Source organism: Allobosea thiooxidans (assembly GCF_900168195.1).
Lineage (GTDB): Bacteria > Pseudomonadota > Alphaproteobacteria > Rhizobiales > Beijerinckiaceae > Allobosea > Allobosea thiooxidans.
The window spans coordinates 34,233-57,532 of record NZ_FUYX01000012.1 but is presented as its reverse complement, the minus strand read 5'-3'; the positions used below and the strand labels follow the sequence as shown (position 1 = coordinate 57,532).

General features: G+C 67.8%; 27 protein-coding genes and 1 other RNA gene. 22 read left to right on the top strand and 6 right to left on the bottom strand.

What is annotated here, in order from left to right; genetic code table 11:
• Positions 1 to 54: 54 nt before the first annotated feature.
• The 4 genes from B5Y19_RS19420 to B5Y19_RS19405 form a co-directional block, all read right to left on the bottom strand.
• Entirely contained in the window at positions 55 to 375 is a 321-nt protein-coding gene (locus B5Y19_RS19420; RefSeq protein ID WP_055728314.1) for a YbaB/EbfC family nucleoid-associated protein, read from the bottom strand.
• Positions 376 to 396: 21 nt separating this feature from the next.
• On the bottom strand, positions 397 to 2,268 hold the full coding sequence (locus B5Y19_RS19415) for a DNA polymerase III subunit gamma/tau (protein ID WP_055728313.1): 1,872 nt from the start codon (positions 2,266 to 2,268) through the stop codon (positions 397 to 399).
• 75 nt (positions 2,269 to 2,343) lie between these two features.
• An RNA gene (gene ffs, locus B5Y19_RS19410) (signal recognition particle sRNA small type) lies at positions 2,344 to 2,440 on the bottom strand.
• A 64-nt stretch (positions 2,441 to 2,504) separates the two neighbouring features.
• Positions 2,505 to 3,068 carry a Chromate resistance protein ChrB gene (locus B5Y19_RS19405; RefSeq protein WP_342060162.1) on the bottom strand — a complete coding sequence of 188 codons (564 nt, stop codon included), beginning with the start codon at positions 3,066 to 3,068 and terminating at the stop codon, positions 2,505 to 2,507.
• A 129-nt stretch (positions 3,069 to 3,197) separates the two neighbouring features.
• Between B5Y19_RS19405 and B5Y19_RS19400 the strand changes: the two genes are divergently transcribed.
• From B5Y19_RS19400 to hisA, 15 genes are all read left to right on the top strand, one after another.
• Entirely contained in the window at positions 3,198 to 3,944 is a 747-nt protein-coding gene (locus tag B5Y19_RS19400) for a COG4280 domain-containing protein (protein ID WP_055728311.1), read from the top strand.
• Positions 3,941 to 4,156, top strand: a complete 216-nt coding sequence (locus B5Y19_RS19395) for a hypothetical protein (protein ID WP_079591960.1) — start codon at positions 3,941 to 3,943, stop codon at positions 4,154 to 4,156. Before B5Y19_RS19400 ends, B5Y19_RS19395 begins: the two co-directional genes overlap by 4 nt.
• A 198-nt stretch (positions 4,157 to 4,354) precedes the next feature.
• Complete coding sequence (gene rpmH, locus B5Y19_RS19390) at positions 4,355 to 4,489, top strand: 50S ribosomal protein L34 (RefSeq protein ID WP_038364779.1); 135 nt, start codon at positions 4,355 to 4,357, stop codon at positions 4,487 to 4,489.
• A gap of 55 nt (positions 4,490 to 4,544) precedes the next feature.
• Entirely contained in the window at positions 4,545 to 4,946 is a 402-nt protein-coding gene (gene rnpA / locus B5Y19_RS19385; protein WP_055728309.1) for a ribonuclease P protein component, read from the top strand.
• A gap of 51 nt (positions 4,947 to 4,997) precedes the next feature.
• The gene (yidC, locus tag B5Y19_RS19380; RefSeq protein WP_079591980.1) at positions 4,998 to 6,857 is read left to right on the top strand and encodes a membrane protein insertase YidC; all 1,860 of its coding nucleotides are present in this window, start codon (positions 4,998 to 5,000) and stop codon (positions 6,855 to 6,857) included.
• Positions 6,858 to 6,909: 52 nt separating this feature from the next.
• A complete protein-coding gene (locus B5Y19_RS19375; RefSeq protein ID WP_055729208.1) occupies positions 6,910 to 7,542 on the top strand; it encodes a CatB-related O-acetyltransferase in 633 nt (210 codons plus the stop codon).
• A gap of 149 nt (positions 7,543 to 7,691) precedes the next feature.
• A complete protein-coding gene (gene yihA / locus B5Y19_RS19370) occupies positions 7,692 to 8,357 on the top strand; it encodes a ribosome biogenesis GTP-binding protein YihA/YsxC (RefSeq protein WP_055729195.1) in 666 nt (221 codons plus the stop codon).
• Positions 8,358 to 8,501: 144 nt separating this feature from the next.
• Positions 8,502 to 8,873 carry a DUF423 domain-containing protein gene (locus tag B5Y19_RS19365; protein ID WP_055729194.1) on the top strand — a complete coding sequence of 124 codons (372 nt, stop codon included), beginning with the start codon at positions 8,502 to 8,504 and terminating at the stop codon, positions 8,871 to 8,873.
• 87 nt (positions 8,874 to 8,960) lie between these two features.
• Positions 8,961 to 9,857, top strand: a complete 897-nt coding sequence (argB, locus tag B5Y19_RS19360) for an acetylglutamate kinase (RefSeq protein WP_055729193.1) — start codon at positions 8,961 to 8,963, stop codon at positions 9,855 to 9,857.
• Between the two features lie 189 nt (positions 9,858 to 10,046).
• Entirely contained in the window at positions 10,047 to 10,787 is a 741-nt protein-coding gene (locus tag B5Y19_RS19355) for a pyrimidine 5'-nucleotidase (protein WP_055729192.1), read from the top strand.
• Between the two features lie 115 nt (positions 10,788 to 10,902).
• Entirely contained in the window at positions 10,903 to 12,099 is a 1,197-nt protein-coding gene (gene metZ / locus B5Y19_RS19350; protein WP_079591959.1) for an O-succinylhomoserine sulfhydrylase, read from the top strand.
• 195 nt (positions 12,100 to 12,294) lie between these two features.
• Positions 12,295 to 12,882 (top strand): imidazoleglycerol-phosphate dehydratase HisB, encoded by a 588-nt coding sequence (hisB, locus tag B5Y19_RS19345; RefSeq protein WP_055729190.1) that lies wholly within the window; start codon positions 12,295 to 12,297, stop codon positions 12,880 to 12,882.
• Positions 12,883 to 12,891: 9 nt separating this feature from the next.
• A complete protein-coding gene (locus B5Y19_RS19340; protein ID WP_055729189.1) occupies positions 12,892 to 13,380 on the top strand; it encodes a DUF2628 domain-containing protein in 489 nt (162 codons plus the stop codon).
• Positions 13,377 to 14,033 carry an imidazole glycerol phosphate synthase subunit HisH gene (hisH, locus tag B5Y19_RS19335; RefSeq protein ID WP_055729188.1) on the top strand — a complete coding sequence of 219 codons (657 nt, stop codon included), beginning with the start codon at positions 13,377 to 13,379 and terminating at the stop codon, positions 14,031 to 14,033. Before B5Y19_RS19340 ends, hisH begins: the two co-directional genes overlap by 4 nt.
• Positions 14,021 to 14,761, top strand: coding sequence for a 1-(5-phosphoribosyl)-5-[(5-phosphoribosylamino)methylideneamino]imidazole-4-carboxamide isomerase (gene hisA / locus B5Y19_RS19330; protein WP_176168669.1), 741 nt, complete (start codon positions 14,021 to 14,023; stop codon positions 14,759 to 14,761). Before hisH ends, hisA begins: the two co-directional genes overlap by 13 nt.
• Before the next feature lie 3 nt (positions 14,762 to 14,764).
• On the opposite strand, the gene B5Y19_RS19325 is transcribed toward hisA, so the two are convergent.
• Positions 14,765 to 15,487: a carbonic anhydrase gene (locus B5Y19_RS19325; protein ID WP_055729186.1), complete on the bottom strand. Its 723-nt coding sequence runs from the start codon at positions 15,485 to 15,487 to the stop codon at positions 14,765 to 14,767.
• Between the two features lie 294 nt (positions 15,488 to 15,781).
• On the opposite strand from B5Y19_RS19325, the gene hisF reads away from it, so the two are divergent.
• From hisF to B5Y19_RS19295, 6 genes are all read left to right on the top strand, one after another.
• Entirely contained in the window at positions 15,782 to 16,546 is a 765-nt protein-coding gene (gene hisF, locus B5Y19_RS19320; protein ID WP_055729185.1) for an imidazole glycerol phosphate synthase subunit HisF, read from the top strand.
• Between the two features lies 1 nt (position 16,547).
• Positions 16,548 to 16,868: a phosphoribosyl-ATP diphosphatase gene (locus B5Y19_RS19315; RefSeq protein WP_055729184.1), complete on the top strand. Its 321-nt coding sequence runs from the start codon at positions 16,548 to 16,550 to the stop codon at positions 16,866 to 16,868.
• 55 nt (positions 16,869 to 16,923) lie between these two features.
• The gene (coaA, locus tag B5Y19_RS19310; protein ID WP_055729207.1) at positions 16,924 to 17,898 is read left to right on the top strand and encodes a type I pantothenate kinase; all 975 of its coding nucleotides are present in this window, start codon (positions 16,924 to 16,926) and stop codon (positions 17,896 to 17,898) included.
• Positions 17,899 to 17,981: 83 nt separating this feature from the next.
• A complete protein-coding gene (locus tag B5Y19_RS19305) occupies positions 17,982 to 18,428 on the top strand; it encodes a YqaA family protein (protein ID WP_055729183.1) in 447 nt (148 codons plus the stop codon).
• Between the two features lie 124 nt (positions 18,429 to 18,552).
• Positions 18,553 to 18,903, top strand: a complete 351-nt coding sequence (locus B5Y19_RS19300) for a RidA family protein (protein ID WP_055729182.1) — start codon at positions 18,553 to 18,555, stop codon at positions 18,901 to 18,903.
• Between the two features lie 113 nt (positions 18,904 to 19,016).
• Positions 19,017 to 20,321, top strand: a complete 1,305-nt coding sequence (locus B5Y19_RS19295) for a hypothetical protein (protein WP_139384473.1) — start codon at positions 19,017 to 19,019, stop codon at positions 20,319 to 20,321.
• A gap of 15 nt (positions 20,322 to 20,336) precedes the next feature.
• Here the strand turns inward: B5Y19_RS19295 and B5Y19_RS19290 are convergent, their stop codons facing one another.
• Positions 20,337 to 21,485, bottom strand: coding sequence for an aminotransferase (locus tag B5Y19_RS19290; RefSeq protein WP_055729180.1), 1,149 nt, complete (start codon positions 21,483 to 21,485; stop codon positions 20,337 to 20,339).
• Between the two features lie 333 nt (positions 21,486 to 21,818).
• Between B5Y19_RS19290 and B5Y19_RS19285 the strand changes: the two genes are divergently transcribed.
• The gene (locus B5Y19_RS19285) at positions 21,819 to 23,300 is read left to right on the top strand and encodes a cobyric acid synthase (protein WP_079591957.1); all 1,482 of its coding nucleotides are present in this window, start codon (positions 21,819 to 21,821) and stop codon (positions 23,298 to 23,300) included.

The window sequence follows — 23,300 nt, the reverse complement described above, 5'->3', positions numbered from 1 at the left end:
AAGCCCTCGTGGCATGAGATGCCCGGGTCAAGCCCCGGGCATGACGGCCCTTCGTCAAAACAGCTTCATGCCAGGCGGGATCGGCAGGCCCTTGGTGACCTCGGCCATGCGCTCCTGCATCACCCGCTCGGACCGACCACGCGCATCCGCGGCGGCAGCGACGATCAGGTCCTCGAGGATCTCGCGCTCGTCGGGCACCATCAGGCTGGGATCGATCCGGATGCCCTTGAGCGCGCCCTTGGCCGTCATCGTCACCGTAACCATGCCGCCGCCGGCCGCGCCCTCGACCTCGATGGTCTCGAGCTCGGCCTGCATGTCGGCCATCTTCTGCTGCATCGCCTGCGCCTGCTTCATCAGGCCCATCATGTCGCGCATGGGAAATCCTCCTCGGTATCGTCAGAAATCGATGCCGTCGAAATCCGGTTCGGCATCGTCGAACAGCGGCTCGGCATCGGGCAGGTATTCATCCTCGTTCGGCACCGACGCGGCATTCTCGGCCGCGGCGATGGCGCGGGGGTCCCGGACATCGACGATGCGTGCGCCGGGAAAGCGCTCCAGCACCGCCTTGACGGAAGGGTGAGCCGCGGCGTCGCTCTCGCGCTGGTCCTTCGCCGCCGCCGCCTGCTCGCGCAGCGTGGCCCCGCCCTCGTCATTGACGACCGCGACCATCCAGGTCTGGCCGGTCCACTCCTTGAGGCGACGCGAAAGGTCCTGCGCCAGGGTGCGCGAGGCACCCTCGGCGAGCGAGAATTCGATGCGACCGGGCTCGAAGCGCACCGGGCGGACATCGCGCTCCAGCGCGATCTTCAGCGTGATGTCGCGGTTCTGCGAAGCGAGCGCCACGACATCCTCGATCGAGGCGACGATCGCGGCCGGCGCCGCGGCAACGCGCGCGACCGGCACCGGCGCCGGGTTGGCGCTGGCCAGGATCGGCCGGGCGGCGAGCGCGGTGCTGCCGCCGCCGGAAGGCGGGCGCGGCATCCCACCACCGTTGCCGCCGCCATTGCCGGCCGGAACCGCACCCATGCCGTCGCGCAGCATCTTCAGCGCCTCGTCCGGCGTCGGCAGATCGGCGGCATGGGCGAGACGCACCAGCACCATCTCGGCGGCCATCACCGGCCGGTCGGCCTGCTTCACCTCGGCAATGCCCTTGAGCAGCATCTGCCAGGTCCGGGCCAGAACGCGGATCGAGAGACGCTGGGCGAAATCGCCGCCGCGCACGCGCTCGGCCTGGGCGAGGCTGTTGTCCTTCACCGCCTCGGGCACGAGCTTGAGGCGCGTTACCAGATGGGTGAACTCGGCGAGATCGTTGAGCACCACGACCGGATCGGCGCCGGCGTCGTACTGCGCGCGCAGCTCGCCCAGCGCCGCGGCGATGTCGCCCTTCATCACCGATTCGAACAGATCGATGACGCGGGCCCGGTCGGCGAGGCCGAGCATCGAGCGGATCTCGTCCAGCGTGATCCGGCCCGCCGCATGGGCGATGGCCTGGTCGAGGATGGAGAGCGAGTCGCGCACCGAGCCCTCGGCAGCGCGGGCGACCGCCGCCAGCGCCTCCTGCTCGGCGTCGACGCCCTCGGCCCTGCAGATGCCGGCGAGATGCTCGACCAGCACATCGGCCTCGACGCGGCGCAGGTCGAAACGCTGGCAGCGCGACAGCACCGTGATCGGCACCTTGCGGATCTCGGTCGTCGCGAAAATGAACTTCGCGTGCGGCGGCGGCTCCTCCAGCGTCTTCAGGAAGGCGTTGAAGGCGCCGGTCGAGAGCATGTGCACCTCGTCGACGATATAGACCTTGTAGCGCGCCGACACGGGTGCGTAGCGCACGGCGTCGTTGATCTGGCGGATGTTCTCCACGCCGTTGTTGGAGGCGGCGTCGATCTCCATCACGTCGATATGGCGCCCCTCGATGATCTCGCGGCAATGCACGCCGAATTCGCTGAGATCCGTGGTCGGCGCGCCCTGCCCGTCGGGCGTCTGGTAGTTGAGCGCGCGCGCCAGGATGCGGGCGGTCGTGGTCTTGCCGACGCCGCGCACGCCCGTCAGCATCCAGGCCTGCGGGATGCGCCCGGCCGCGAAGGCGTTGGTCAGCGTGCGCACCATCGCTTCCTGGCCGATCAGGTCGCCGAAATGCGCCGGGCGGTACTTGCGGGCAAGCACGCGATAGGGCGTCGGCGCAGCTGCGGAAGCAGGCTGCGGCGCGGGCGCCGGATCGAAGCCAGCGAATCCCGGTTCGTTTGAGGATGCGGCGTCGATTGCGTCGGTCATGAAAGCTGGTTTCGCCAATCGGAAGGCGAGGGTCAATGGCGCGGCGCCGGCTTTCGGCACATCCGTCGCACATGAGGTGGGAGGCTGGACGAAGACCCGTTCGGTCTCGTTAGGGCTGCTTCCTTCCGGACCTGACCCGGTTGGCGAGTGAGACGTCCCTCGCCAACCTCCCGGGCGCTATATCGGGGATGTCGACGCGAAGCGCAAGCCTGTCGGCAACAGATCTGCTCCTGCGTTCAAGGCCGCTTCGATGCGTCGGGCGGGCGGTTCTCCTCCTGCGCCGCAAAGACGTTATGCGCGTAGGCGTCGAGGATCGCTTCGGAACGCTGCAGGCGCTCGGCCGCCTCGCCGGCACGCGGCGCGCCGTAGAAATCCAGCTTGCGGATCTTTTCGATCCAGTTCCGGAATTTCATCAGCTCCTGCTCATTCTCCTCCAGCTCGGCGAAGGTGAAATGCGAGACCCGCGTCTCCTCGGCGATCTCCGCCTCGAAGGCGAGGCATTTCTCGATGAATTCCTTGTACTCGTCGTCGCGATCGGCGTTGAAGCGGGCGACCACCTTCTCCTGCTGCTTCTGGTCCAGCCCGACCGTCGCCAGCAACAGCGCCTCGCCTTCGGCCTCCGCGATCTCGTTCTCGAGCATCTTGAGCCGCCGCAGATGGTCGTCCGTCTTCGGCAGGAGGCAGACCCCGCCCTGCAGATAGACCGCGCCCATGCCCTTGAGCTTGCGCCAGATGGAAACGCGCTTGCGCGCCGGCTCGGCCGGAACCTTGTAGGTCAGCAGCAACCATTCGAGCGACACCACCGAACCTCTTGAATGTTACCGCTGTTACAAATATTATCCTGCTGCGCCCCTTCGGGCACGAAGCCACCGTGACAGAAAAAGCGATTGCTGTCGCCTGCGAGCGAGATCATTCACAAGAGGTGGCCGATGAGCTGGACCGTGGCTGCTCCGGCACTTTCCGCCGCCTTCCTCGCCTCGCTGGTCGAGGTGGTCGAGGCCTTCACCATCGTCCTCGCGGTCGGCACGGTGCGCGGCTGGCGGCCGGCATTGGCTGGCACCGGCTGCGCGCTCGGCGTGCTCGCCTTGCTGGTGCTGCTCCTCGGCCCGGCCCTCACGCAGGTGCCGCTGCAGGCCCTGCAACTCGTCATTGGCGTGCTGCTCATGATGTTCGGCCTGCGCTGGTTGCGAAAGGCCATCCTCCGGGCGGCGGGTTTCATCGCGCTGCACGACGAGCAAGCAGTCTTCGCCAAGGAAACGGCTGCCCTCCAGACAGGCGGCGCCGGAGGGGCGAACCGTCATGACTGGATCGCCGGACTCACCGCTTTCAAGGCCGTCATGCTCGAAGGCATCGAGGTCGTCTTCATCGTGCTCGCCGTCGGTGCCGGCCGGGGCCTCCTCTGGCCCGCCAGCCTGGGAGCGCTCGCCGCTTGCGCACTCGTGCTCGCGCTTGGCCTCGTTCTGCGCAAGCCACTGGCCCGCGTCCCCGAGAACACCCTGAAATTTGCCGTCGGCGTGATGATATCGGCCTTTGGCATCTACTGGACGGGTGAAGGGCTGGGCGCTGACTGGCCTGGCGGCGACCTCGCGATCCTCGCGCTGGCCGCCCTCCTCCTGGCGAGCGGACTGACTCTCGTCGCTGCCCTTGGTCGCTCACCTCTGGAGTCGGCACCATGAACACGGCCGGCGCGATCCTGCGCGAAATTGCCGCGCTGTTCATCGATGACGAATGGCTGGCGCTCGCCATCCTCGCGCTGGTCGCACTATGCGCCGGCCTCGCCTTCGGCCTGCCCGGCCATGCGACCGGCGTCGCCGCGGCGCTGACGGTCGGCTTCATCCTGGTCCTGGCCTTCAGCGTACGCCAGGGCTCCAGGCGCAAGCCGCGCTGAACGATCCGCCGGGCTTCATCCCAGACAGCGGCCTCGCGGATCATTTGGCGTTGACTTGGTGTCGTCCATCCGTCATAAGCCCGCGACCTGCGCAGCCGAAAGGCAGCGCCGACCCTTATCGCATGACAGGCTCGGTTGGCCATGCTTTCCCTGGGAAAGCCGCGGCCGTCGTGCTCATAAAGGCCCCGGAGACGGACCGTGAAGAGAACCTATCAACCCAGCAAGCTGGTTCGCAAGCGCCGCCACGGCTATCGCGCCCGCATGGCGACCAAGGGTGGCCGCAAGGTCATCGCCGCCCGCCGCGCGCACGGCCGCAAGCGCCTGTCGGCCTGACCGGGCACCGGCGCGTGACCATGACGCGCCCGTTCCGGAAGACTGGCCAATCGCCATGCGCCTCGCCCGTCTGACGCAACGCAAAGAATTCCTGGCGGCGGCCGAGCATGGCCGCCGTTTTCGTTCGTCCGCTTTCCTGGTCCAGGTGCGCGACACCGCGCCCGCCGAAGAGCGCGACGGGCTGCGGCTCGGCCTCACCGCCTCGCGCAAGACCGGCAACGCCGTGAAGCGCAACCGCATCCGCCGCCGCCTGCGGGCCGCGGCCGCCCAGGCCCTGGCCGGCCAGACGCAACGGCCCTGCGACGTCGTGATCATCGCCCGCCCCGAAGTGCTGCGCGCCGAATTTCACGCACTCGTGGCCGATCTTTCCATTGCCATCGACCGGGCAAGGCCTCACAAGCCGCATGCAGACCGGCGCCGCCCGCATCCCAAGCGTGGCGCGGCGCCGCAAGCCTGACCCGACGCGACCAGACCCTGCCGGACCAAGCGAGATCCGTTTCCGACCATGATGAAAGAAGACAACCGCAATCTGCTTCTGGCGATCGTCATGTCCGTGGTCGTGCTGCTCGGCTGGCAGTTCTTCTACGGCGTGCCGCAGATGGAAAAGCAGAAGCAGATCGCGCAGCAGAACCAGCAGACGCAGACCCAGTCCGCTCCCGGCGCATCCGGCTCCACGCCCGCGCCCGGCCAGCCGGCCGGTTCGGCCGCCCCCGGCGCCGCCGCGGCGCAGGCCGTCGGCACGCGCGAGCAGGCGCTGGCGGCGAGCCCGCGCATCCGCATCGACACGCCCAAGATCTCCGGCTCGCTCTCCCTGACCGGCGCGCGCATCGACGACGTCTCGCTCAAGGCCTATCGCGAGACCGTCGACCCCAAGAGCCCGAACATCATCCTGCTCTCGCCGGCCGGCGGCCCGAACGCCTATTATTCGGATTTCGGCTGGGTCGCGGCGCCGGGCAGCAATGTCGTCCTGCCGAACGCGACGACGGTCTGGAGCGCCGACAGCCAGGTGCTGACCCCGGCCAAGCCGGTGACGCTCTCCTGGGACAATGGCCAGGGCCTGGTCTTCCGGCGCGTGATCAGCGTCGACGACAACGCCATGTTCACGATCCGCGACGAGGTCGAGAACAAGGGCGGCAACGCCGTGACGCTGTTCCCCTACGGCCAGGTCGTCCGCCAGGGCAAGCCGACGACGCTCGGCTACTACGTCCTGCATGAGGGCCTCGTCGGCAATCTCGGCGAGCAGGGCCTGCAGGAATACACCTACGACAAGATCGACAAGGAGCCGGCGCTCTCGGCCGGCACGACCGGCAAGGCCTGGAAGGACGCGGTCGGCGGCTTTGTCGGCATCACCGACAAATATTGGGCCGCCGCAGTCATCCCGGACCAGCAGCGCAAATACGAGGGCCGGTATTCCTCGGTCCAGACCGGCACCGGCCACACCTACCAGGCCGACTTCCTCGGGGAGTCGATCGCGGTCGCGCCGGGCGCCACCGTCACCTCGAACGCCCGGCTCTTCGCCGGCGCCAAGGAGGTCGCGGCCGTCGACGGCTATGAGAAGAACCTTGGCATCAAGCGCTTCGAGCTCCTGATCGACTGGGGCTGGTTCTATTTCATCACCAAGCCGCTCTTCTTCGTGCTCGACTGGATCTACAAGCACATCGGCAATTTCGGCGTCGCCATCCTGATCGTCACGGTGCTGCTCAAGGCGCTGTTCTTCCCGCTCGCCAACAAGTCCTACGCCTCGATGGCGAAGATGAAGGCGCTGCAGCCGGAAATGACGGCGATCCGCGAGCGCTATGCCGACGACAAGATGAAGCAGCAGCAGGCTCTGATGGAGCTGTACAAGACCCAGAAGATCAACCCGGTCGCCGGCTGCTGGCCGGTGCTGCTGCAGATCCCGGTGTTCTTCGCGCTCTACAAGATCCTGTTCATCACCATCGAGATGCGGCATGCGCCGTTCTTCGGCTGGATCCACGATCTGGCGGCGCCGGACCCGACGAACCTGTTCAACCTGTTCGGGCTCCTGCCGTTCACGCCGCCGGCCTTCCTGCATCTGGGCGCCTGGCCGATCATCATGGGCATCACGATGTTCATCCAGATGAAGATGAACCCGGAGCCGCCGGACCCGGTGCAGAAGATGATGTTCACCTGGATGCCGGTGTTCTTCACCTTCCTGCTCGGCTCGTTCCCGGCCGGCCTGGTGATCTACTGGAGCTGGAACAACCTGCTCTCGGTGCTCCAGCAGGGCTACATCATGCGCAAGAACGGGGTGAAGATCGAACTCTTCGACAACCTCAAGGGCATGTTCGGCAAGAAGCCGGCAGCCGCAGGCGGAGCGCCCAACCCCGCCAACAGCAACAAGAAATGAGTGATCGAAGGGCGGGGTTTCCCGCCCTTCGCTTTTGAAGGCCATCGACCCGATGCCATTGCCCGATCCGACCACGCGCCACCCCATCCCCGGCTGGAAGGGCACGGCCTTCCTCAAGGCCGTGGTCGACCATCCGCTGATCGAGGTCGGCGACTACAGCTACTATGACGACTCGCGCGGGCCGGAGCATTTCGTCGCCCGCTGCGTGCGCTATCATTTCGACTTCATCGGCGACCGGCTGATCATCGGGAAATTCGTCGCGATCGCGCAGGCGGCGCAGTTCGTCATGAACGGCGCTAACCACCCGATCGGCGGCTTCTCGACCTTTCCCTTCCAGATGTTCGGCCTCGGCGACCCCGAGAGCCTGAAGCGCCCCGGCCCGAACAACCGCGGTGACATGGTGATCGGCAACGACGTCTGGATCGGCCGCGAGGCGGTGATCATGCCGGGCGTGCATGTCGGCGACGGCGCGATCATCGGCACGCGGGCGCAGGTGACGAAGGACGTGCCTGATTATGCCGTCGTCGCCGGCAATCCCGGCCGGGTCGTGAAGATGCGCTTTCCGCCCGAGATCGTCGCCGAGCTGCTGGCGATCCGCTGGTGGGACTGGGAGGCCGAGAAGATCGCGCGTCACGTCGCCGCGATCCAGGGCGCCGATATCGACGCGCTTCACGCAGCCGTGTAGACCTTTGTTCCATCCTCAGCCCTCATCCTGAGGAGCAGCCTTCAGGCTGCGTCTCGAAGGATGTTCCAGTGCGCGCTAGAGCATCCTTCGAGACGCCGCTTACGCGGCTCCTCAGGATGAGGGCTTCTGATTTCGACAGAACGGAAGCCATGACCACATCGACGACCAAGCCCTATGACGCCGAGGAGATCGAGGCCGCCCGCAAGCTCTTCGAGGGGCCGTGGGACTTCGTCTGGGCCTCGACCAAGATCGACGATCTGCCGCCGATGGTCGGCCAGGAGATCGCCTTCGCCGGGCGCTCCAATGTCGGCAAGTCGAGCCTGATCAACGCGCTGACCCGGCGCAACGCGCTGGCGCGCACCTCGCATACGCCCGGCCGGACGCAGCAGCTCAACTTCTTCCGCCAGGTCGACCATGACGAGCGGCTGACCATCGTCGACATGCCCGGCTACGGCTATGCCGCCGTCGGCAAGGAGAAGGTCGCGGCCTGGACCCGGCTGATCCACGACTATCTGCGCGGCCGCTCGAACCTGATGCGCGTCTATGTGCTGATCGACGCCCGCCACGGCATCAAGGATGTCGACGGCGCCGTGCTGGAGACGCTCGACAAGGCCGCCGTCTCCTACCAGGTCGTGTTGACCAAGGGCGATGCGCTGAAGCCGGCCGACCAGACATTCATGACCGAGGCGACCTTTGACGAGATCAAGCGCCGGCCGGCGGCCTTCCCCGAGGTACTGCTGACCTCGAGCGAGAAGGGCATGGGCATTCCCGAGTTCCGGGCCGCGATCGGCCGCGTGCTGGCGGAACGGATGTAAGGCCATGACGGCCACCCCGTCATGGTCGGGCTTGTCCCGATCATCCACGTCTTCCTTCTTCGAGGACGGTGTTCAAGACCTGGATGCTCGCCACGAGGGCGAGCATGACGGAGCCCCGTCATTGCGAGCGGAGCGATGCCTGCCATGACAGCCGCCAAAATCCACCTTGTCGTCGCGGCGCTGATGGGCCTCGCCGGCGTCGCGCTGCTGGCGGCGGCGGCCCATGTCGCGCTCGATCCCGGCCATGTCCAGACCGCCGGGCAGATGCTGCTGTTCCACGCTTCCGCCGTCATCGGCGCCACGGCGGCGCGCAAGGGCGGACATCTGCATGACGGGCTGGCGCGGATCGCGCTCTCGGCGATCATGGTCGGCACGGCCCTGTTCGCCGCCGACCTCGCCCGGCGCGGCTTCGCGGGCGCCGCACTCTTCCCGCGGGCGGCGCCGATCGGCGGCTGGTTCATGCTCGGCGGCTGGCTGGGCCTTGCCGTCGCGGCGCTGGGCGCAAAGCGCGCCTGATCCGCGCCTTCCGTTCTTCCGCCCCGGTCGATCTTGAGCTAGAAGCGCCCCCGCATCTGTCCTTGCGGCCGCGCGGAGCCTGCCCGAATGACCGACCATCCCCATCTGACGCCGTCGCAATCCGCCGATCTGCTCGTGCAGGCGCTGCCGCATATGCAGCGCTACGACCAGGAAATCATCGTCATCAAATATGGCGGCAACGCCATGGGCGACGCCGCCACGGCGGAGGATTTCGCCGAGGACATCGTCCTGCTCGAGCAGTCCGGCCTGAAGCCGGTGGTCTGCCATGGCGGCGGGCCGCAGATCGCGGCCATGCTGAAGAAGCTCGGCATCCAGTCCGAGTTCAAGCAGGGGCTGCGCGTCACCGACGCGGCGACCGTGGAGGTCGTCGAGATGGTGCTCGCCGGTTCGGTCAACAAGGAGATCGTCGGCTACGTCACCCGCGAAGGCGGACGCGCCATCGGCCTGTGCGGCAAGGACGGCAACATGGTCACCGCGCGCAAGGTGACGCGCACGATCGTCGATCCCGATTCCAAGATCGAGGAGGTGCTCGATCTCGGCTTCGTCGGCGAACCCGAGAAGGTCAACACCACCGTGCTCGACGCCGTGCTCAAGGCCGAGCTGATCCCGGTGCTCGCGCCGGTCTGCGCCGGCGAGGACGGCCAGACCTACAACGTCAACGCCGACACCTTCGCCGGCGCCATCGCCGGCGCGCTCAACGCCAAGCGCCTGCTGCTGCTGACCGACGTCCCCGGCGTGCTCGACAAGGACAAGCAGCTCATCCCGGAGCTGACGGTCGAGGAATGCCGCCGGCTGATCGCGGACGGCACGATCTCGGGCGGCATGATCCCGAAGATCGAGACCTGCATCTACGCGCTGGAGAAGGGCGTCGAAGCCGTCGTCATCCTCGACGGCAAGGTACCACATGCCGCGCTGATCGAGCTCTTCACCGATACCGGCGCCGGCACGATCATCCGGCGTTGAGCGCTTTCCGTCATTGCGAGCGAAGCGAAGCAACCCAGGGGTCACGGGGCTGGCCGGCCTCGCCAAGTCCGCCTGGATTGCTTCGTCGCTTCGCTCCTCGCAATGACGGCAGCGGGCGCAGCGGGTCGCGATTAAGCCTTGGCCAAGGACTTGCGGCGCAGACTCCGGATCGCCACATCACGGAGTCCGATGAAAATACGCGCTGAAACCCCGGCTGCCACCCCGCCCCTGACGGCGGAGGCGTTCGCCCATGTCGATCACTGGATCTTCGATCTCGACAACACGCTCTATTCGCACGAGGCCAAGGTCTGGCCGCAGGTCGACGAGCGCATCACCCTGTTCCTCGCCGAGCTGTTCGGCCTGGACGGGCTGTCGTCGCGCGCGCTGCAGAAATACTACTACCAGCGCTACGGCACGACGCTGAAGGGGCTGATGGAGGAGCACGGGATCAACCCGGACGACTTCCTCGACTTCGCCCATCAGATCGACCTGACCCTGCTCGATCCGAATCCGGCTCTCGGCGAAGCGATCGCGGCGCTGCCCGGCCGCAAGCTGATCCTGACCAACGGCTCGCGCGGCCATGCCGAGAACGTCGCCGGCAAGCTCGGCATCCTGCAGCATTTCGAGGACATCTTCGACATCGTGCAGGCCGGCTTCACGCCCAAGCCCGAGCGCGCCACCTACGAGACCTTCCTCGCCAAGCATGCGGTCGAACCGGGCCGCGCCGCGATGTTCGAGGATATCGAGAAGAACCTGATCGTGCCGAGCGCACTCGGCATGAAGACCGTGCTGATCGTGCCGAAAACGCCCGATCCCTTCCGCGAGGCCTGGGAGCAGACGGCGGTCGAGGCCGGCCATATCCATCACATCACGGCGGATCTGACCGGCTTCCTGCAGCCGCTCGGACGCTGCGACGAACGCAAGAACTGAGCGGGAGAGATTTTCTCCGGAACAGGTTCGGGGCGAAGGATAATCCGTTCTTCTTTACGAACGGATCAGGAGATGCTACTGGCCTTGTCCGTTATAAAGAACGGACCAGACTCCCATGCCGGCATCGGACACTCCCGCACCCAAGCTGCGCCCCGAAACCCGCCTCGTCCATGACGGCACCCTGCGGTCGCAATTCGGCGAAACCTCGGAAGCGCTGTTCCTGACCCAGGGCCATGTCTACGACAACGCCGCCCAGGCGGAAGGCCGCTTCCTGAACACCGATCCGGGTTTCCAGTACGGCCGGTTGGGCAATCCGACGACGGCGATGCTGGAAAGCCGCATGGCATCCTTCGAAGGCGCCGAGGCCTGCCGCGCCACCGCGACCGGCATGGCGGCGGTGACGGCGGCGATGATGGCACCGGTCAGCGCCGGCGACCATGTCGTGGCGGCCAGCGCCCTGTTCGGCTCCTGTCGCTACATCATCGAGACCCATCTGCCGCGCTACGGCGTCGGGTCCACGCTGGTCGACGGCACCGACATCGAGGCCTGGCGTCGGGCCGTCCGCCCCAACACCAAGCTGTTCTTCCTGGAATCGCCGGCCAATCCGACGCTCGAAGTGCTCGACATCGCCGCCATAGCCGCCGTGGCGAAGGAGGCCGGAGCCAAGCTGGTGGTGGACAACGTCTTCGCCACGCCGCTCTTCCAGCGCCCGCTCGAACTCGGGGCCGACATCGTCGTCTATTCGGCGACCAAGCATATAGACGGGCAGGGGCGCTGCCTGGGCGGTCTGATCCTCGGCTCGAAGGAGCTGATCGAGGCCGACATCCAGAACTATCTGCGCCAGACCGGCCCGGTGCTCTCGCCCTTCAACGCCTGGGTGATGCTGAAGGCGCTGGAGACGCTGCCGCTGCGCGTCGGCAAGCAGGCGGAGAACGCGACCAAGGTCGCCGACTGGCTGGCGGCGCAGACCAAGCCGACCAAGGTGATCTTCCCCGGCCACAAGAACCATCCGCAAGCCGAGATCATCGCCCGCCAGATGAGCGGCCCTTCGACGATGATCGCCTTCGAGGTGCCCGGCGGCAAGGAAGGTGCCTATCGCCTGCTCGACGCCTGCAAGCTGATCCGCATCTCGAACAATCTCGGCGACGCCAAGAGCCTGATCGTCCATCCGGCGACCACGACGCATCAGCGCTTCACGCCGGAGGTGCGCGCCGCCATGGGCGTCAGCGACGGGCTGATCCGCCTCTCGATCGGGCTCGAGCATCACGACGACCTGATCGCCGATCTGGAGCAGGCGCTGGCGAAGGTGTGAGGCCCACGGCTTGCGTCATGGTCGGGCTTGTCCCGACCATCCACGTCTTCTCTCTCGTAGCATGAGTGCTCAAGACGTGGATGCTCGCCACAAGGGCGAGCATGACGGCGCTGCGGCATACACGTGAAATGATGGCCATCCCCGCCCACCCCTGCTAAAGCGGGGCCGGTTCCCGCCAAGGCTTGAGAGGCCAGCATGCGTTCGGGCGAAGTGAAGCGCCGCACCAACGAGACCGACATCGCGGTCTCGCTCCTGATCGACGGCACCGGCAAGGCCGAGATCGCCACCGGCGTCGGCTTCTTCGACCATATGCTCGACCTCTTCGCCCGCCATTCGCTGATCGATCTCAAGGTCGCGGTGAAAGGCGACACCCATATCGACGACCACCACTCGGTCGAGGATGCCGGCATCGCCATGGGCGAGGCGCTGAAGCAGGCGCTCGGCTCGAAGAAGGGCATCCACCGCTATGCCGACGTGCATCTGCCGATGGACGAGACGCTGACCCGCGTCGCGGTCGACGTCTCCGGCCGGCCCTTCCTGGTCTTCCGCACCGAGTTCAAGGCGCAGAAGATCGGCACGTTCGACACCGAGCTGGTGCGCGAGTTCTTCCAGGCCTTCGCCGTCAACGCCGGCATCACGCTGCATGTCGAGACGCTCTATGGCGACAACGCCCACCACATCGCCGAGAGCTGCTTCAAGGGGCTGGCGCGGGCGCTGCGCCAGGCACTCGCCGTCGATCCGCGCGAGGGCGACCGCGTCCCCTCCACCAAGGGCGCTCTGTAGGAGGCGGCCGTGGCATTCTACACCGTGATGACGCCGCCGCCCGCCGCGGGCGGCTGGCGCGAGGAGATGGAGCAGGCGAGGCTCGTGCCGGACCGCTTCTCCTGGGGCGCCTTCCTGCTGACCGGGCTGTGGCTCCTGGGCAAGCGGCTCTGGCTCGCGACCCTGCTGTTCGTGCTGGTCTGGGCTGGACTTCTCTATCTGCGTAGCCGCTTCGGCCTCGATTCGAGCGCGCTCTCACTGATCTACTGGTCGATCGCGCTGTTCCTCGGCATCGAGGGCAACAACTTCGTGGTGCGCAAGCTCACCCGGCAGGGTTGGCGGCTCGCCGACGTGGTCGAGGCCCACAGTCTGCCGGAGGCAGAGCGCCGCTATTTCGAGCAGGTGCTGGCCGGCGAGACCGCCCCGGCACGGAGCGAGGCCGTGGCGCCGCCCGCCATCTCCCGACCGAGCGGGCCGCTGCCGATCATCGGCCTGTTTCCCGAGGCGCGCGGACGATGAGCCAGAGCGTCGCGATCATCGATTACGGCTCGGGCAATCTGCACTCGGCCGCAAAAGCCTTCGAGCGGGCGGCGCAGGAGAGCGGCATCGCCTCGACCATCCACGTCACCAGCGACACCGCGACCGTTCGCGCCGCCGACCGCATCGTGCTGCCGGGCGTCGGCGCCTTCGCCGATTGCCGGCGCGGGCTCGATGCCGTGCCGGGCATGGTCGAGACGCTGGAAGAGGTGGTGCGGGCCAAGGGCCGCCCCTTCCTCGGCATCTGCGTCGGCATGCAGCTGCTCGCCTCGCGCGGCCTTGAATACACGGTCACGCAGGGTCTCGGCTGGATCCCGGGCGATGTCCGGCTGATCGAGCCCCGGGACGAGAGCCTGAAGATCCCGCATATGGGCTGGAACACCCTGCACAAGCAGGACGAGCACCCCCTGCTCGACGGCATCGAGACCGGTCCGCAGGGGCTGCACGCCTATTTCGTCCACTCCTATGCCCTCGCCGCCGCGCGGCCGCAGGACGTGCTGGCCCTGACCGACCATGGCGGGCCGATCACGGCGATGGTGGCGCATGGCAATATCGCCGGCACGCAGTTCCATCCCGAGAAGAGCCAGAAGCTGGGGCTGAAGCTCATCGCCAATTTCCTGAGCTGGAAGCCATGATCCTCTTTCCCGCGATCGACCTGAAGGAGGGCCGCTGCGTCCGCCTGAAGCAGGGCGACATGGCCCAGGCCACGATCTTCAACGACGACCCGGCCGCGCAGGCCGCCGCCTTCGAGGCCCAGGGCTTCCAGTGGCTCCACGTCGTCGATCTCGACGGCGCCTTCGCCGGCAAGCCGATGAATGCGGCAGCCGTCGAGGCGATCCTCACCCGCGTCGCCTTCCCGGTGCAGCTCGGCGGCGGCATCCGCGACATGAAGACGGTGGCGGGCTGGCTGGAAAAGGGCATCCGCCGCGTCATCATCGGCACGGCGGCGGTGCGCGATCCCGGCTTCGTGCGCGAGGCCGCCAAGGCCTTTCCGGGCCAGGTCGCGGTCGGCATCGACGCGCGCGACGGCTTCGTGGCCGTGGAAGGCTGGGCTGAAACCTCGACATTGGCGGCGGCCGATCTCGGCCGGCGCTTCGAGGATGCCGGCGTCGCTGCGATCATCTACACCGACATCGCCCGCGACGGCATGCTCCAGGGCATCAACTGGGAGGGTACGATCGCGCTGGCGCAAGCCGTGTCGATCCCGGTCATCGCCTCGGGCGGGCTGGCCTCGATGGCCGATATCGAGCGCCTCTGCGCACCCGACGCGGCGATCCTCGAAGGCGCGATCACGGGCCGCGCGCTCTATGACGGGCGGATCGACCCGGCGGCGGCGCTGAAGCGGCTGGCCGGCGCGGCCTGAGGCTCAGACCAGCCTCACCTTGCCGGTCGCCAGCTCGTAGACGCCGCCGACGATCGTCAGCTTCTTCTCGGCGACGCGCTGGGCGAGGATCGGCCCGGCCGTCTTCAGACGTTCGACATTGAGCCGGACATTCGCTTCCGTCGCCGCTGCGAGCAGATCCCCCGGGACAGCCTTTTGCGCCTCCGCGACGGCCGGCCGGATCGCGTTGACCAGGGCCGGCAGATGGCCGGGCAGCTGCGTTCCGTTCTTGACAACATCAATGGTCGAGGAGATCGCGCCACAACGCGTATGGCCGAGCACCATGATCAACGGCGATTGCAGGACCGCCACACCGAATTCGAGACTGGCGAGACCGTCCTCGTTGACGAAATTCCCGGCGACGCGGACTACGAAGAGATCGCCCGCGCCCTGGTCGAAGGCCAGCTCCGGCGCGACGCGGGAATCGGCACAGCTCACGATCGAGGCGAAGGGATGCTGCGAGCGCGCGCGGGCCGCACGGCCAGCAGAAAAATCGCGCTGCCGAGGCTTGTTGGCGGCGTAACGCGCATTGCCGGCGATCAGGCGCTTGAGCGCCTCGTCCCCGGTCACCGCGCCCGCCGTCTGGGCAAGCCCCGGTGAAGCGAAACCGGTCGCTCCCGTGGCGAGGGCAAGGCCGGCTCCGGCTGCAAGGAAGGAGCGGCGCGACAGGCCGGCTTGCGGAACGTTGGAAACGCAGCGTTCGCACATGGCCGTTCTTCCCCTCAAACGTAAGACGAGTGGCTTCCCGTCGCTCAACGCCGGTTACCCTAACGGCTATTCGTGAAGAAGCGCTGTAGCGCTCGTAGCGCACGAATTGGCGCCTGCGCTCTCCGGGCGGCTGTCACCGCATGAGCCAGGAAGACCACCGCGCCGCCCTCCCGAAACATGGATGCAATAGCCATGGAACTCCCCTCTTTGGACTGCTATCAGTCGCGGCCAGCAGAGCAGGGTTCCCGGTTGCGATCAATCGACCTTGCGCCCCGCATGACAGCGTTGCCGCCGATGACCCTGAAGACCCGCATCATCCCCTGCCTCGACGTCAAGGACGGGCGCGTCGTCAAAGGCGTGAAGTTCGTCGACCTCGTCGATGCCGGCGATCCCGTCGAGGCCGCCAAGGCCTATGACGCGGCAGGCGCCGACGAGCTCTGCTTCCTCGACATCACCGCGAGCCATGAGGATCGCGGCATCCTGTTCGACGTGGTGACGCGCACGGCCGAGGCCTGCTTCATGCCGCTGACCGTCGGCGGCGGCGTGCGCAAGGTCGAGGACATCCGCGCGCTCCTGCTCGCTGGCGCCGACAAGGTCTCGATCAACACCGCCGCGGTCACCAACCGGCAATTCGTCAAGGAGGCGGCCGAGAAGTTCGGCGACCAGTGCGTCGTCGTCGCGATCGACGCCAAGCAGGTGACGCCCGGGCGCTGGGAGATCTTCACTCATGGCGGGCGCAACGCCACCGGCATCGAGGCCGTCGCTTTCGCCCGCGAGGTCGTCTCGCTCGGCGCCGGCGAACTGCTGGTGACCTCGATGGACCGCGACGGCACCAAGGTGGGCTACGATCTCGGCCTGACGCGGGCGATCGCCGATGCGGTCCCGGTCCCGGTCATCGCCTCGGGCGGCGTCGGCGATCTCGACGACCTCGTCGCCGGCGTCGCGCAAGGCCATGCCTCGGCGGTGCTCGCCGCCTCGATCTTCCATTTCGGCACCTACACGGTCCAGCAGGCCAAGGCGCATATGGCCGAGGCCGGCCTCAAGATGAGGCTCGACTGAGATGGCCGGCTTCACCCTCTCCGATCTCGAAGCCCGCATCGCCGAGCGCGCCGCGGCATCGCCCGATGAATCCTGGACGGCGAAGCTCCTCGCCGCCGGGCCCGAGCGCGCCGCCAAGAAGTTCGGCGAGGAGGCGGTCGAGGCCGTGATCGCGGCCGTGAAGGGCGATCGCGCCGAGCTGATCGCCGAAAGTGCCGATGTGCTCTATCATCTTTTGGTTGTGCTCAAGGCGCGCGATGTTGCATTGCAAGACGTCTTGAGCCAGCTTGAGGCCCGCACCGCCCGCTCCGGTTTGGCGGAAAAGGCGGCCCGGCCCCGTTGAGTACCGCGAGGATGGATTCGCGTTGAACCTCGAAGCCTGGATTGCGGGCCGCGTCATGGACCAGCGCCTGATCTCGACACCGCCTGCGCGCGAACTGATCTCGCCCTATCGCAGCTTCTCGCGCGACGAGTGGGCGCATCTGCGCGCAGACGCGCCGCTGACGCTGTCGGTCGACGACCTGACCAAGCTGCAATCGATCAACGATCCGATCTCGCTCGACGAGATTGTGGCGATCTACCTGCCGCTGTCGCGGCTGCTCTCGCTCTATGTCGCGGCGACGCAGGGGCTGTTCAAGGCGACGCAGCGCTTCCTGATGGCCGAGTCCGAGGTCAAAGTGCCCTATATCATCGGGGTCGCCGGTTCGGTCGCGGTCGGCAAGTCGACCACGGCGCGCGTGCTCAAGGCGCTGCTGTCGCGCTGGCCGAACACGCCGAAGGTCGAGCTCGTCACCACGGACGGCTTCCTGCTGCCGAATGCGGAGCTGGAGCGGCGCGGGCTGATGCAGCGCAAGGGCTTTCCGGAGAGCTATGACGGCGCGGCGATCCTGCGCTTCCTCTCGGACGTCAAGGCCGGCAAGCCGCAGGTGACGGCACCGGTCTATTCGCACCTCGTCTACGACGTCGTGCCGGGCGAGACGGTGACGGTCGAGCGGCCGGACATCCTGATCCTCGAAGGGCTGAACGTCCTGCAGCCGAGCCGGATGCCCAAGGACGGGACGGTGATCCCCTTCGTCTCCGACTATTTCGACTTCTCGGTCTATCTCGACGCCGACGAGAACGACCTGCACCGCTGGTATGTCAACCGCTTCATGACGCTGCGCCAGACCGCCTTCCGCGATCCGCGCTCCTTCTTCCGCAAATATGCCGAGATCGGCGAGGAGGAGGCGCTGTCCATCGCCGAGAAGCTCTGGACCGGCATCAACCTGCCGAACCTGCAGGAGAACATCCTGCCGACGCGCCAGCGCGCCAGCCTGATCCTGACCAAGGGCGCGAGCCACCGCATCCAGCAGGTCGCCCTGCGGCGGCTCTGATATCACTTCGCGCTCTCCTCTCCGTCATTGCGAGCGCAGCTTCGTCGCTTCGCTCCTCGCAATGACGGCAGGCGACTGATCCCATGGAACCTCTCGCATCACTCGCGGCCATGGCGGGCGCGGCCTTCTTCGCCGCGACCCTGCTGCCCGCACAGTCCGAGGCCGTCTTCATCGGCCTGCTCGCCGCCGGGAGCGCCGCTCCGCTCGCCCTGTTCCTGACGGCAAGCCTCGCCAACACCGCCGGCTCGGTCGTCAACTGGTGGCTCGGCCGCCTGATCGCGCGGCATGGCATCGAGAAGCTGCCGGCGCGGCTGCGGCCCGATCCGGCCCGCTTCGCGCAGGCGCAAAGCTTCTTCGGCCGTTTCGGCTGGCCCTCGCTGCTGCTGGCCTGGCTGCCGATCGTGGGCGATCCGCTGACCTTCGTCGCCGGCACGCTGAACTATCCTCCGGGACGCTTCATCGCGCTGGTGCTGCTCGGCAAGGCGGGCCGCTATGCCGCGCTCTGGGCGGGCTGGGCGAGCCTCGCCTGAACCGCCTCCTTCGCCGTAAACGCCGTTTCGAAACGCGACCCGGCCTTGCGGGCGCGTGCTTATCATTTGCGAAACCGGGCCGGGCGGGCTACCAGCGACGATGTCCGTTCAAGGAGATTTGACTATGAGCATTCAGCGTATCGGCGTCGGCCCGCGCATGTCCAAGGCCGTCGTGCACGGCGACACCGTCTATCTGGCCGGCCAGGTCTGCGACAAGGCCGCGGGCAAGAGCGTCGGCGAGCAGACCCAGGAAATCCTGAGCATCATCGACGGCCTCCTCGCCGAAGCCGGCACCGACAAGTCGAAGCTGCTGATGGTCAACATCTGGCTCTCCGACATCTCGACCTTCGCCGAGATGAACGCCGTCTGGGACAAGTGGGTCGTTGCCGGCCAGACTCCGGGCCGCGCCACTGTCGAGGCCAAGCTCGCCGCCCCGCAGTTCACGGTCGAAATCGCGGTCATCGCCGCGAAGTAAGCCGCCACGGCGCGCCGGAGCGGGAGGCAGCCATCAGCCAGTCCGACGAGATCGCTCCGCTCCTGGCGCGCGTCGCCGGGCGCCACGGCCTCCCGCCGGTGGCGCTGGCGGCGATGATCGCGGACTGGCTCCGCCGCCCCGACAGTGCTCCGCCCGGCGAGACCCTGCTCGACCGCAAGGCGGGCGACTTCATCGCCCTGGCTGGCCGCCTCGCGGCGCCGGCCGACGATGCAGAGGCCAAGAGGCTGCGCGGCGAGGCGGCAGACGCCCTTGCCGCCGGCCGCCTCGCCGATGCCGACAAGAAACTGGCCCAGGCCGAATTGCATGCCATCGGCGGATCGACCGATCTGTCGACGCTTCCGCCCGCACACCGGCTGTTGATCGGCACCCACCGCGCCGACCGGGCCGCCCTCAGTTTCCTGCGCACCACCGCCGAATCCTATCGCGAGGCCGCCGCTCGCTATGGCGAAGCCTCGGCGCTGATCGGGCTCGCCGATGTCGAACGCAGCCGCGCGGCCGCGCTGGACCAGGCCCGGTCGCTCGCCCGTATCTCCGAGGATTTCGGCGGCCGTGAGGGCTACGATGCCGCCGTCGCCGCACTGCGGCGCCTGCTCGAAGGGCTCGACAGCCTGACCGACATCTCGGCCTATGCCGGCGCGCAGGAAGCCCTGGCCGCCGCCCTGGAGAACCTGGCCGGCCAGACCGGAGAGGCGAAGCTGCGGGCCGAGGCTCTCGCACATTGTCGGGCCGGCCTCGAGGATCTGCGCCGTGACCAGGCGCCGCTGTTGTGGCGCGCACTGAAGCTGCGGCTCGGCCGCCTTGCCGTCGCCCTGGGCGTGGCGCAAAAAGACGACGAGCTCCTCGAAGAAGCCATCGCGACCTATGCCGGCGTTCTCGCCGCCTGGAGCCGCGGCGACGACGAGCCGCGCTGGCTCGAGGCCGAGCACATGATCTCGCGCGCCAGGGCGACGCTCGGCCGGCGCCGCAACGACCTGTCGCTGCTGGAAAGGGCCTTCAACGGTCTCAACCGGGTCGTCCGTGCCACCGACCGCAGCCGCGCGCCGCTGCACTGGGCCGAGCTTCAGGACCAGATGGGCGGGGTGCTCGCCGCCATGGGCGAGCGCTACAGCGAGCCGGTCGTGATCGAGGAGGCGATCGCCGCCTTCGGCGCGGCGCTGGAAGAGCGGCGCGCGGATATCGCCCCGCTGCTCTGGGCGCGCAGCCTCGCCAACCAGGCCGAGGCCATGCTCCAGCTCGCTCGGCGCAACAAGGACAGGGGGCTGGCGCAGAAGGCGCTGGCCCAGCTGATGACGGCGACGGAAGCCGCCCGCCGCACGGAGAACGGGCCGGTCGCGGCCGAGCTGCAGAAGCGGCTCGTCGCCGCCGGCGCCGCCGCGACCCGGCTGATCGGCGGCTGAACGCTCGCAGGCGCCTCAGCGCGGGCGGCGATGCGCCAGCCGCTCCAGCGCCGCATCCAGCGTCGCGTCATGCTTGGCGAAGCAGAAGCGGACGACGTTCCTGACGGCGCCCTCGGCATAGAAGGCGCTGACGGGAATGGCCGCGACGCCGCTTTCGGTCACCAGGCGGCGGCAGAAATCGACATCGTCCGTTTCGCCGAGCGGCGCGATGTCGACATTGAGGAAATAGGTACCCGCGCTCGGCAGCACCGTGAAGCCGAGATCGCGCAGCCCCGAAGCGAACCGGTCGCGCGAGCGCTGGAAATCGGCGCGCATGCCGTCGAAATAGCCATCCTCCTTGCCGAGGCCATAGGCCACCGCCGCCTGCAGGTTCGGCGGCGTGGTGAAGGTGATGAACTGATGCGCCTTGGCGAGCACGCGCATGATCGCCGGTGCCGCCATGACGAGGCCGACCTTCCAGCCGGTGAGCGAGAAGATCTTCCCGGCCGAGGAAATCTTGACCGTGCGCTCGCGCATCTCCGGACGGCCGAGCACCGAGGCATGGCGCCGGCCGTCGAAGACGACGTGCTCCCAGACCTCGTCGCAGATCGCGATGGCGTCGTGGCGGACGCAGAAATCGGCGAGCAGAGCGAGATCGGCCTCTCCGAAGATCGTCGCGGTCGGGTTCTGCGGGTTGTTGAATAGCACGACCTTGGTCTTCGGCGAGAACGCCTTCGCCAGCGCCTCCTCGGTCAGGCCGAAATGCGGCGGCGTCAGCGTCACGAATTTCGGGATGCCGCCGGCGCGCCGCACCAGCGGCAGATAGGCGTCGTACATCGGCTCGAACAGCACGACCTCGTCGCCGGGCGTGACCAGCGCCATCAGCGCCCCCGCGATCGCCTCGGTCGCGCCCGAGGTCACCATCACCTCCGTGGCGGGGTCGAGATCGAGGCCCTGCCAGTGCTTGTAATGCGTCGCCGCCGCCTGCCGCAGCTCCGGCAGCCCCATCATCGGCGGATACTGGTTCCAGCCGTTCAGGACCGCGTCCGCCGCCTTGCGACGCACATCCTCCGGCCCCGGATCATCGGGGAAGCCTTGGCCGAGATTGACGGCGCCGGTCTCGCGCGCGAGCTGCGACATCGTCTCGAACACGGTGGTGGGGAGGGCGGACAGGATCGGGTTCATCGCGGGCGGCCGGCACAGAGGAGAGACAGGCTCCGGCTGTAACACGTGGTTCGCCGGCGCGCACCGTGGCAGCGGGTCGAAAAGCCCGCCGATAGTGCCGAGTGATGAATGTTGACATTCATCACCAATCAGTATCTATTGTGATTCAGCCGGTCCACGGCGGACGCCTGTTGCGACTTCGCCCCTTTGGCGCAGCAGGATGCCGCAGTGGACCGGCGAACCATGTCAGGAGGATGGAGAGCGCCTTCCTCCCGGCCGGCACGCCCTGCGGGGCGCAGAGGCGGCCGTGAAACCGGATTTCGCTTTTCGGTTCGATGCTCTAGGCAAGGCCGCATGGCCCCTTCCCCTGCTCCTGCGATCATGATCCTCGGCACCGGCTCCAATGTCGGCAAGTCGCTGGTCGTCGCCGGATTGTGCCGGCTGTTCGCGCGGCGCGGGCTGCGGGTGCGTCCCTTCAAGCCGCAGAACATGTCGAACAACGCCGCCGCGACCAGCGCCGGCGAGATCGGTCGCGCGCAGGCACTCCAGGCACGCGCCGCCGGCGTTGCGCCCCATCCCGACATGAACCCCGTCCTGCTGAAGCCGGAAGGCGAGCAGGGCAGCCAGATCATCCTGCAGGGCCGGGTCGCGGGACGCCTCGCCTCGCGCGACTTCGCCAGGCGCGGCGATTTCCTGCCGCAGGTGATAGAGAGCTTCGAGCGCCTGCGCGCGGAGGCCGATCTGGTCATCGTCGAAGGCGCCGGTTCGCCGGCGGAAACCAATCTGCGCGCCCGCGACATCGCCAATCTCGGCTTCGCCCGTGCGGCGGGCGTGCCGGCCGTCCTGATCGGCGACATCGACCGCGGCGGCGTGATCGCCAGCCTTGTCGGCACCCATGCCGTGCTCGATCCGGCCGACCGCGCGATGATCCGCGCCTTCGCGATCAACCGCTTCCGCGGCGATGTCGGGCTGTTCGGCCCCGGCCTCCAGACGATCGCGACCGCGACGGGCTGGCCCTCGCTGGGCGTCATCCCCTGGTTCGCCGATGCCGCGCGCCTGCCCGCCGAGGATGGGCTCGACATCCGCTCGGGACGCAAACCCGGTGCGCGGTTGAAGATCGTCGTGCCGGTGCTGCCCGGCATCGCCAATTTCGACGATCTCGACCCGCTGAAGCTCGAAGCGGCGGTCGATCTCATGATGATCGGCCCCGGCCAGCCGCTGCCGGGCGACGCCGACCTCGTCATCCTGCCGGGATCGAAGACCACGCTGCGCGACCTCGCGGCGCTGCGACGGGAAGGCTGGGACATCGACATCCTCGCCCATCGCCGCCGCGGCGGACATGTCCTCGGCCTCTGCGGCGGCTACCAGCTGCTCGGACGCGTGGTGCGCGACCCGCTCGGCCTGGAAGGCCCCGCCGGTGAGGCGGCAGGGCTTGGCCTGCTCGATGTCGAGACCAGCCTCGATGTCGAGAAGACCGTCCGGGAGGTCGATTTCCACGACATCGCCGGCTCTACCGGCGGACGAGCCTATGAGATCCATCTCGGCCGCACCCTGGGGGCCGACACCGCCCGCGCGCCGTTCCAGGTCAACGGGCGGGCCGAGGGCGCCGCGAGCCCCGACGGGCGGGTCGCCGGCAGCTATCTGCATGGCATCTTTGCCTCCGACGCAGTGCGGGGAGCCTGGCTCGCGCGGATCGCCGGCGCCAAGCTGGCGTCGACGCTCGACTATGACGCGGCCGTCGACGGAACGCTCGACGCGCTGGCAGAGCATCTCGGACGCCATCTCGACGTCAATGCGCTGCTGGATATCGCGAAATCGCGGCCTTCGGCCTCATGA

What these genes read in the sequence shown, in the direction of transcription:
- argB (WP_055729193.1), top strand. Translation starts at nt 8,961, where the DNA reads ATGACCGACCATCCCCATCTGACGCCGTCGCAATCCGCCGATCTGCTC.
- B5Y19_RS19315 (WP_055729184.1), top strand. Translation starts at nt 16,548, where the DNA reads ATGGCCGGCTTCACCCTCTCCGATCTCGAAGCCCGCATCGCCGAGCGC.
- B5Y19_RS19420 (WP_055728314.1), bottom strand. Translation starts at nt 375, where the DNA reads ATGCGCGACATGATGGGCCTGATGAAGCAGGCGCAGGCGATGCAGCAG.
- B5Y19_RS19300 (WP_055729182.1), top strand. Translation starts at nt 18,553, where the DNA reads ATGAGCATTCAGCGTATCGGCGTCGGCCCGCGCATGTCCAAGGCCGTC.
- B5Y19_RS19325 (WP_055729186.1), bottom strand. Translation starts at nt 15,487, where the DNA reads ATGTGCGAACGCTGCGTTTCCAACGTTCCGCAAGCCGGCCTGTCGCGC.
- B5Y19_RS19295 (WP_139384473.1), top strand. Translation starts at nt 19,017, where the DNA reads ATGATCGCGGACTGGCTCCGCCGCCCCGACAGTGCTCCGCCCGGCGAG.
- hisH (WP_055729188.1), top strand. Translation starts at nt 13,377, where the DNA reads ATGAGCCAGAGCGTCGCGATCATCGATTACGGCTCGGGCAATCTGCAC.
- coaA (WP_055729207.1), top strand. Translation starts at nt 16,924, where the DNA reads ATGGACCAGCGCCTGATCTCGACACCGCCTGCGCGCGAACTGATCTCG.
- B5Y19_RS19290 (WP_055729180.1), bottom strand. Translation starts at nt 21,485, where the DNA reads ATGAACCCGATCCTGTCCGCCCTCCCCACCACCGTGTTCGAGACGATG.
- yidC (WP_079591980.1), top strand. Translation starts at nt 4,998, where the DNA reads ATGAAAGAAGACAACCGCAATCTGCTTCTGGCGATCGTCATGTCCGTG.
- B5Y19_RS19400 (WP_055728311.1), top strand. Translation starts at nt 3,198, where the DNA reads ATGAGCTGGACCGTGGCTGCTCCGGCACTTTCCGCCGCCTTCCTCGCC.
- yihA (WP_055729195.1), top strand. Translation starts at nt 7,692, where the DNA reads ATGACCACATCGACGACCAAGCCCTATGACGCCGAGGAGATCGAGGCC.
- B5Y19_RS19375 (WP_055729208.1), top strand. Translation starts at nt 6,910, where the DNA reads ATGCCATTGCCCGATCCGACCACGCGCCACCCCATCCCCGGCTGGAAG.
- hisB (WP_055729190.1), top strand. Translation starts at nt 12,295, where the DNA reads ATGCGTTCGGGCGAAGTGAAGCGCCGCACCAACGAGACCGACATCGCG.
- B5Y19_RS19415 (WP_055728313.1), bottom strand. Translation starts at nt 2,268, where the DNA reads ATGACCGACGCAATCGACGCCGCATCCTCAAACGAACCGGGATTCGCT.
- B5Y19_RS19355 (WP_055729192.1), top strand. Translation starts at nt 10,047, where the DNA reads ATGAAAATACGCGCTGAAACCCCGGCTGCCACCCCGCCCCTGACGGCG.
- B5Y19_RS19285 (WP_079591957.1), top strand. Translation starts at nt 21,819, where the DNA reads ATGGCCCCTTCCCCTGCTCCTGCGATCATGATCCTCGGCACCGGCTCC.
- B5Y19_RS19305 (WP_055729183.1), top strand. Translation starts at nt 17,982, where the DNA reads ATGGAACCTCTCGCATCACTCGCGGCCATGGCGGGCGCGGCCTTCTTC.
- metZ (WP_079591959.1), top strand. Translation starts at nt 10,903, where the DNA reads ATGCCGGCATCGGACACTCCCGCACCCAAGCTGCGCCCCGAAACCCGC.
- hisF (WP_055729185.1), top strand. Translation starts at nt 15,782, where the DNA reads ATGACCCTGAAGACCCGCATCATCCCCTGCCTCGACGTCAAGGACGGG.
- B5Y19_RS19395 (WP_079591960.1), top strand. Translation starts at nt 3,941, where the DNA reads ATGAACACGGCCGGCGCGATCCTGCGCGAAATTGCCGCGCTGTTCATC.
- rnpA (WP_055728309.1), top strand. Translation starts at nt 4,545, where the DNA reads ATGCGCCTCGCCCGTCTGACGCAACGCAAAGAATTCCTGGCGGCGGCC.
- B5Y19_RS19365 (WP_055729194.1), top strand. Translation starts at nt 8,502, where the DNA reads ATGACAGCCGCCAAAATCCACCTTGTCGTCGCGGCGCTGATGGGCCTC.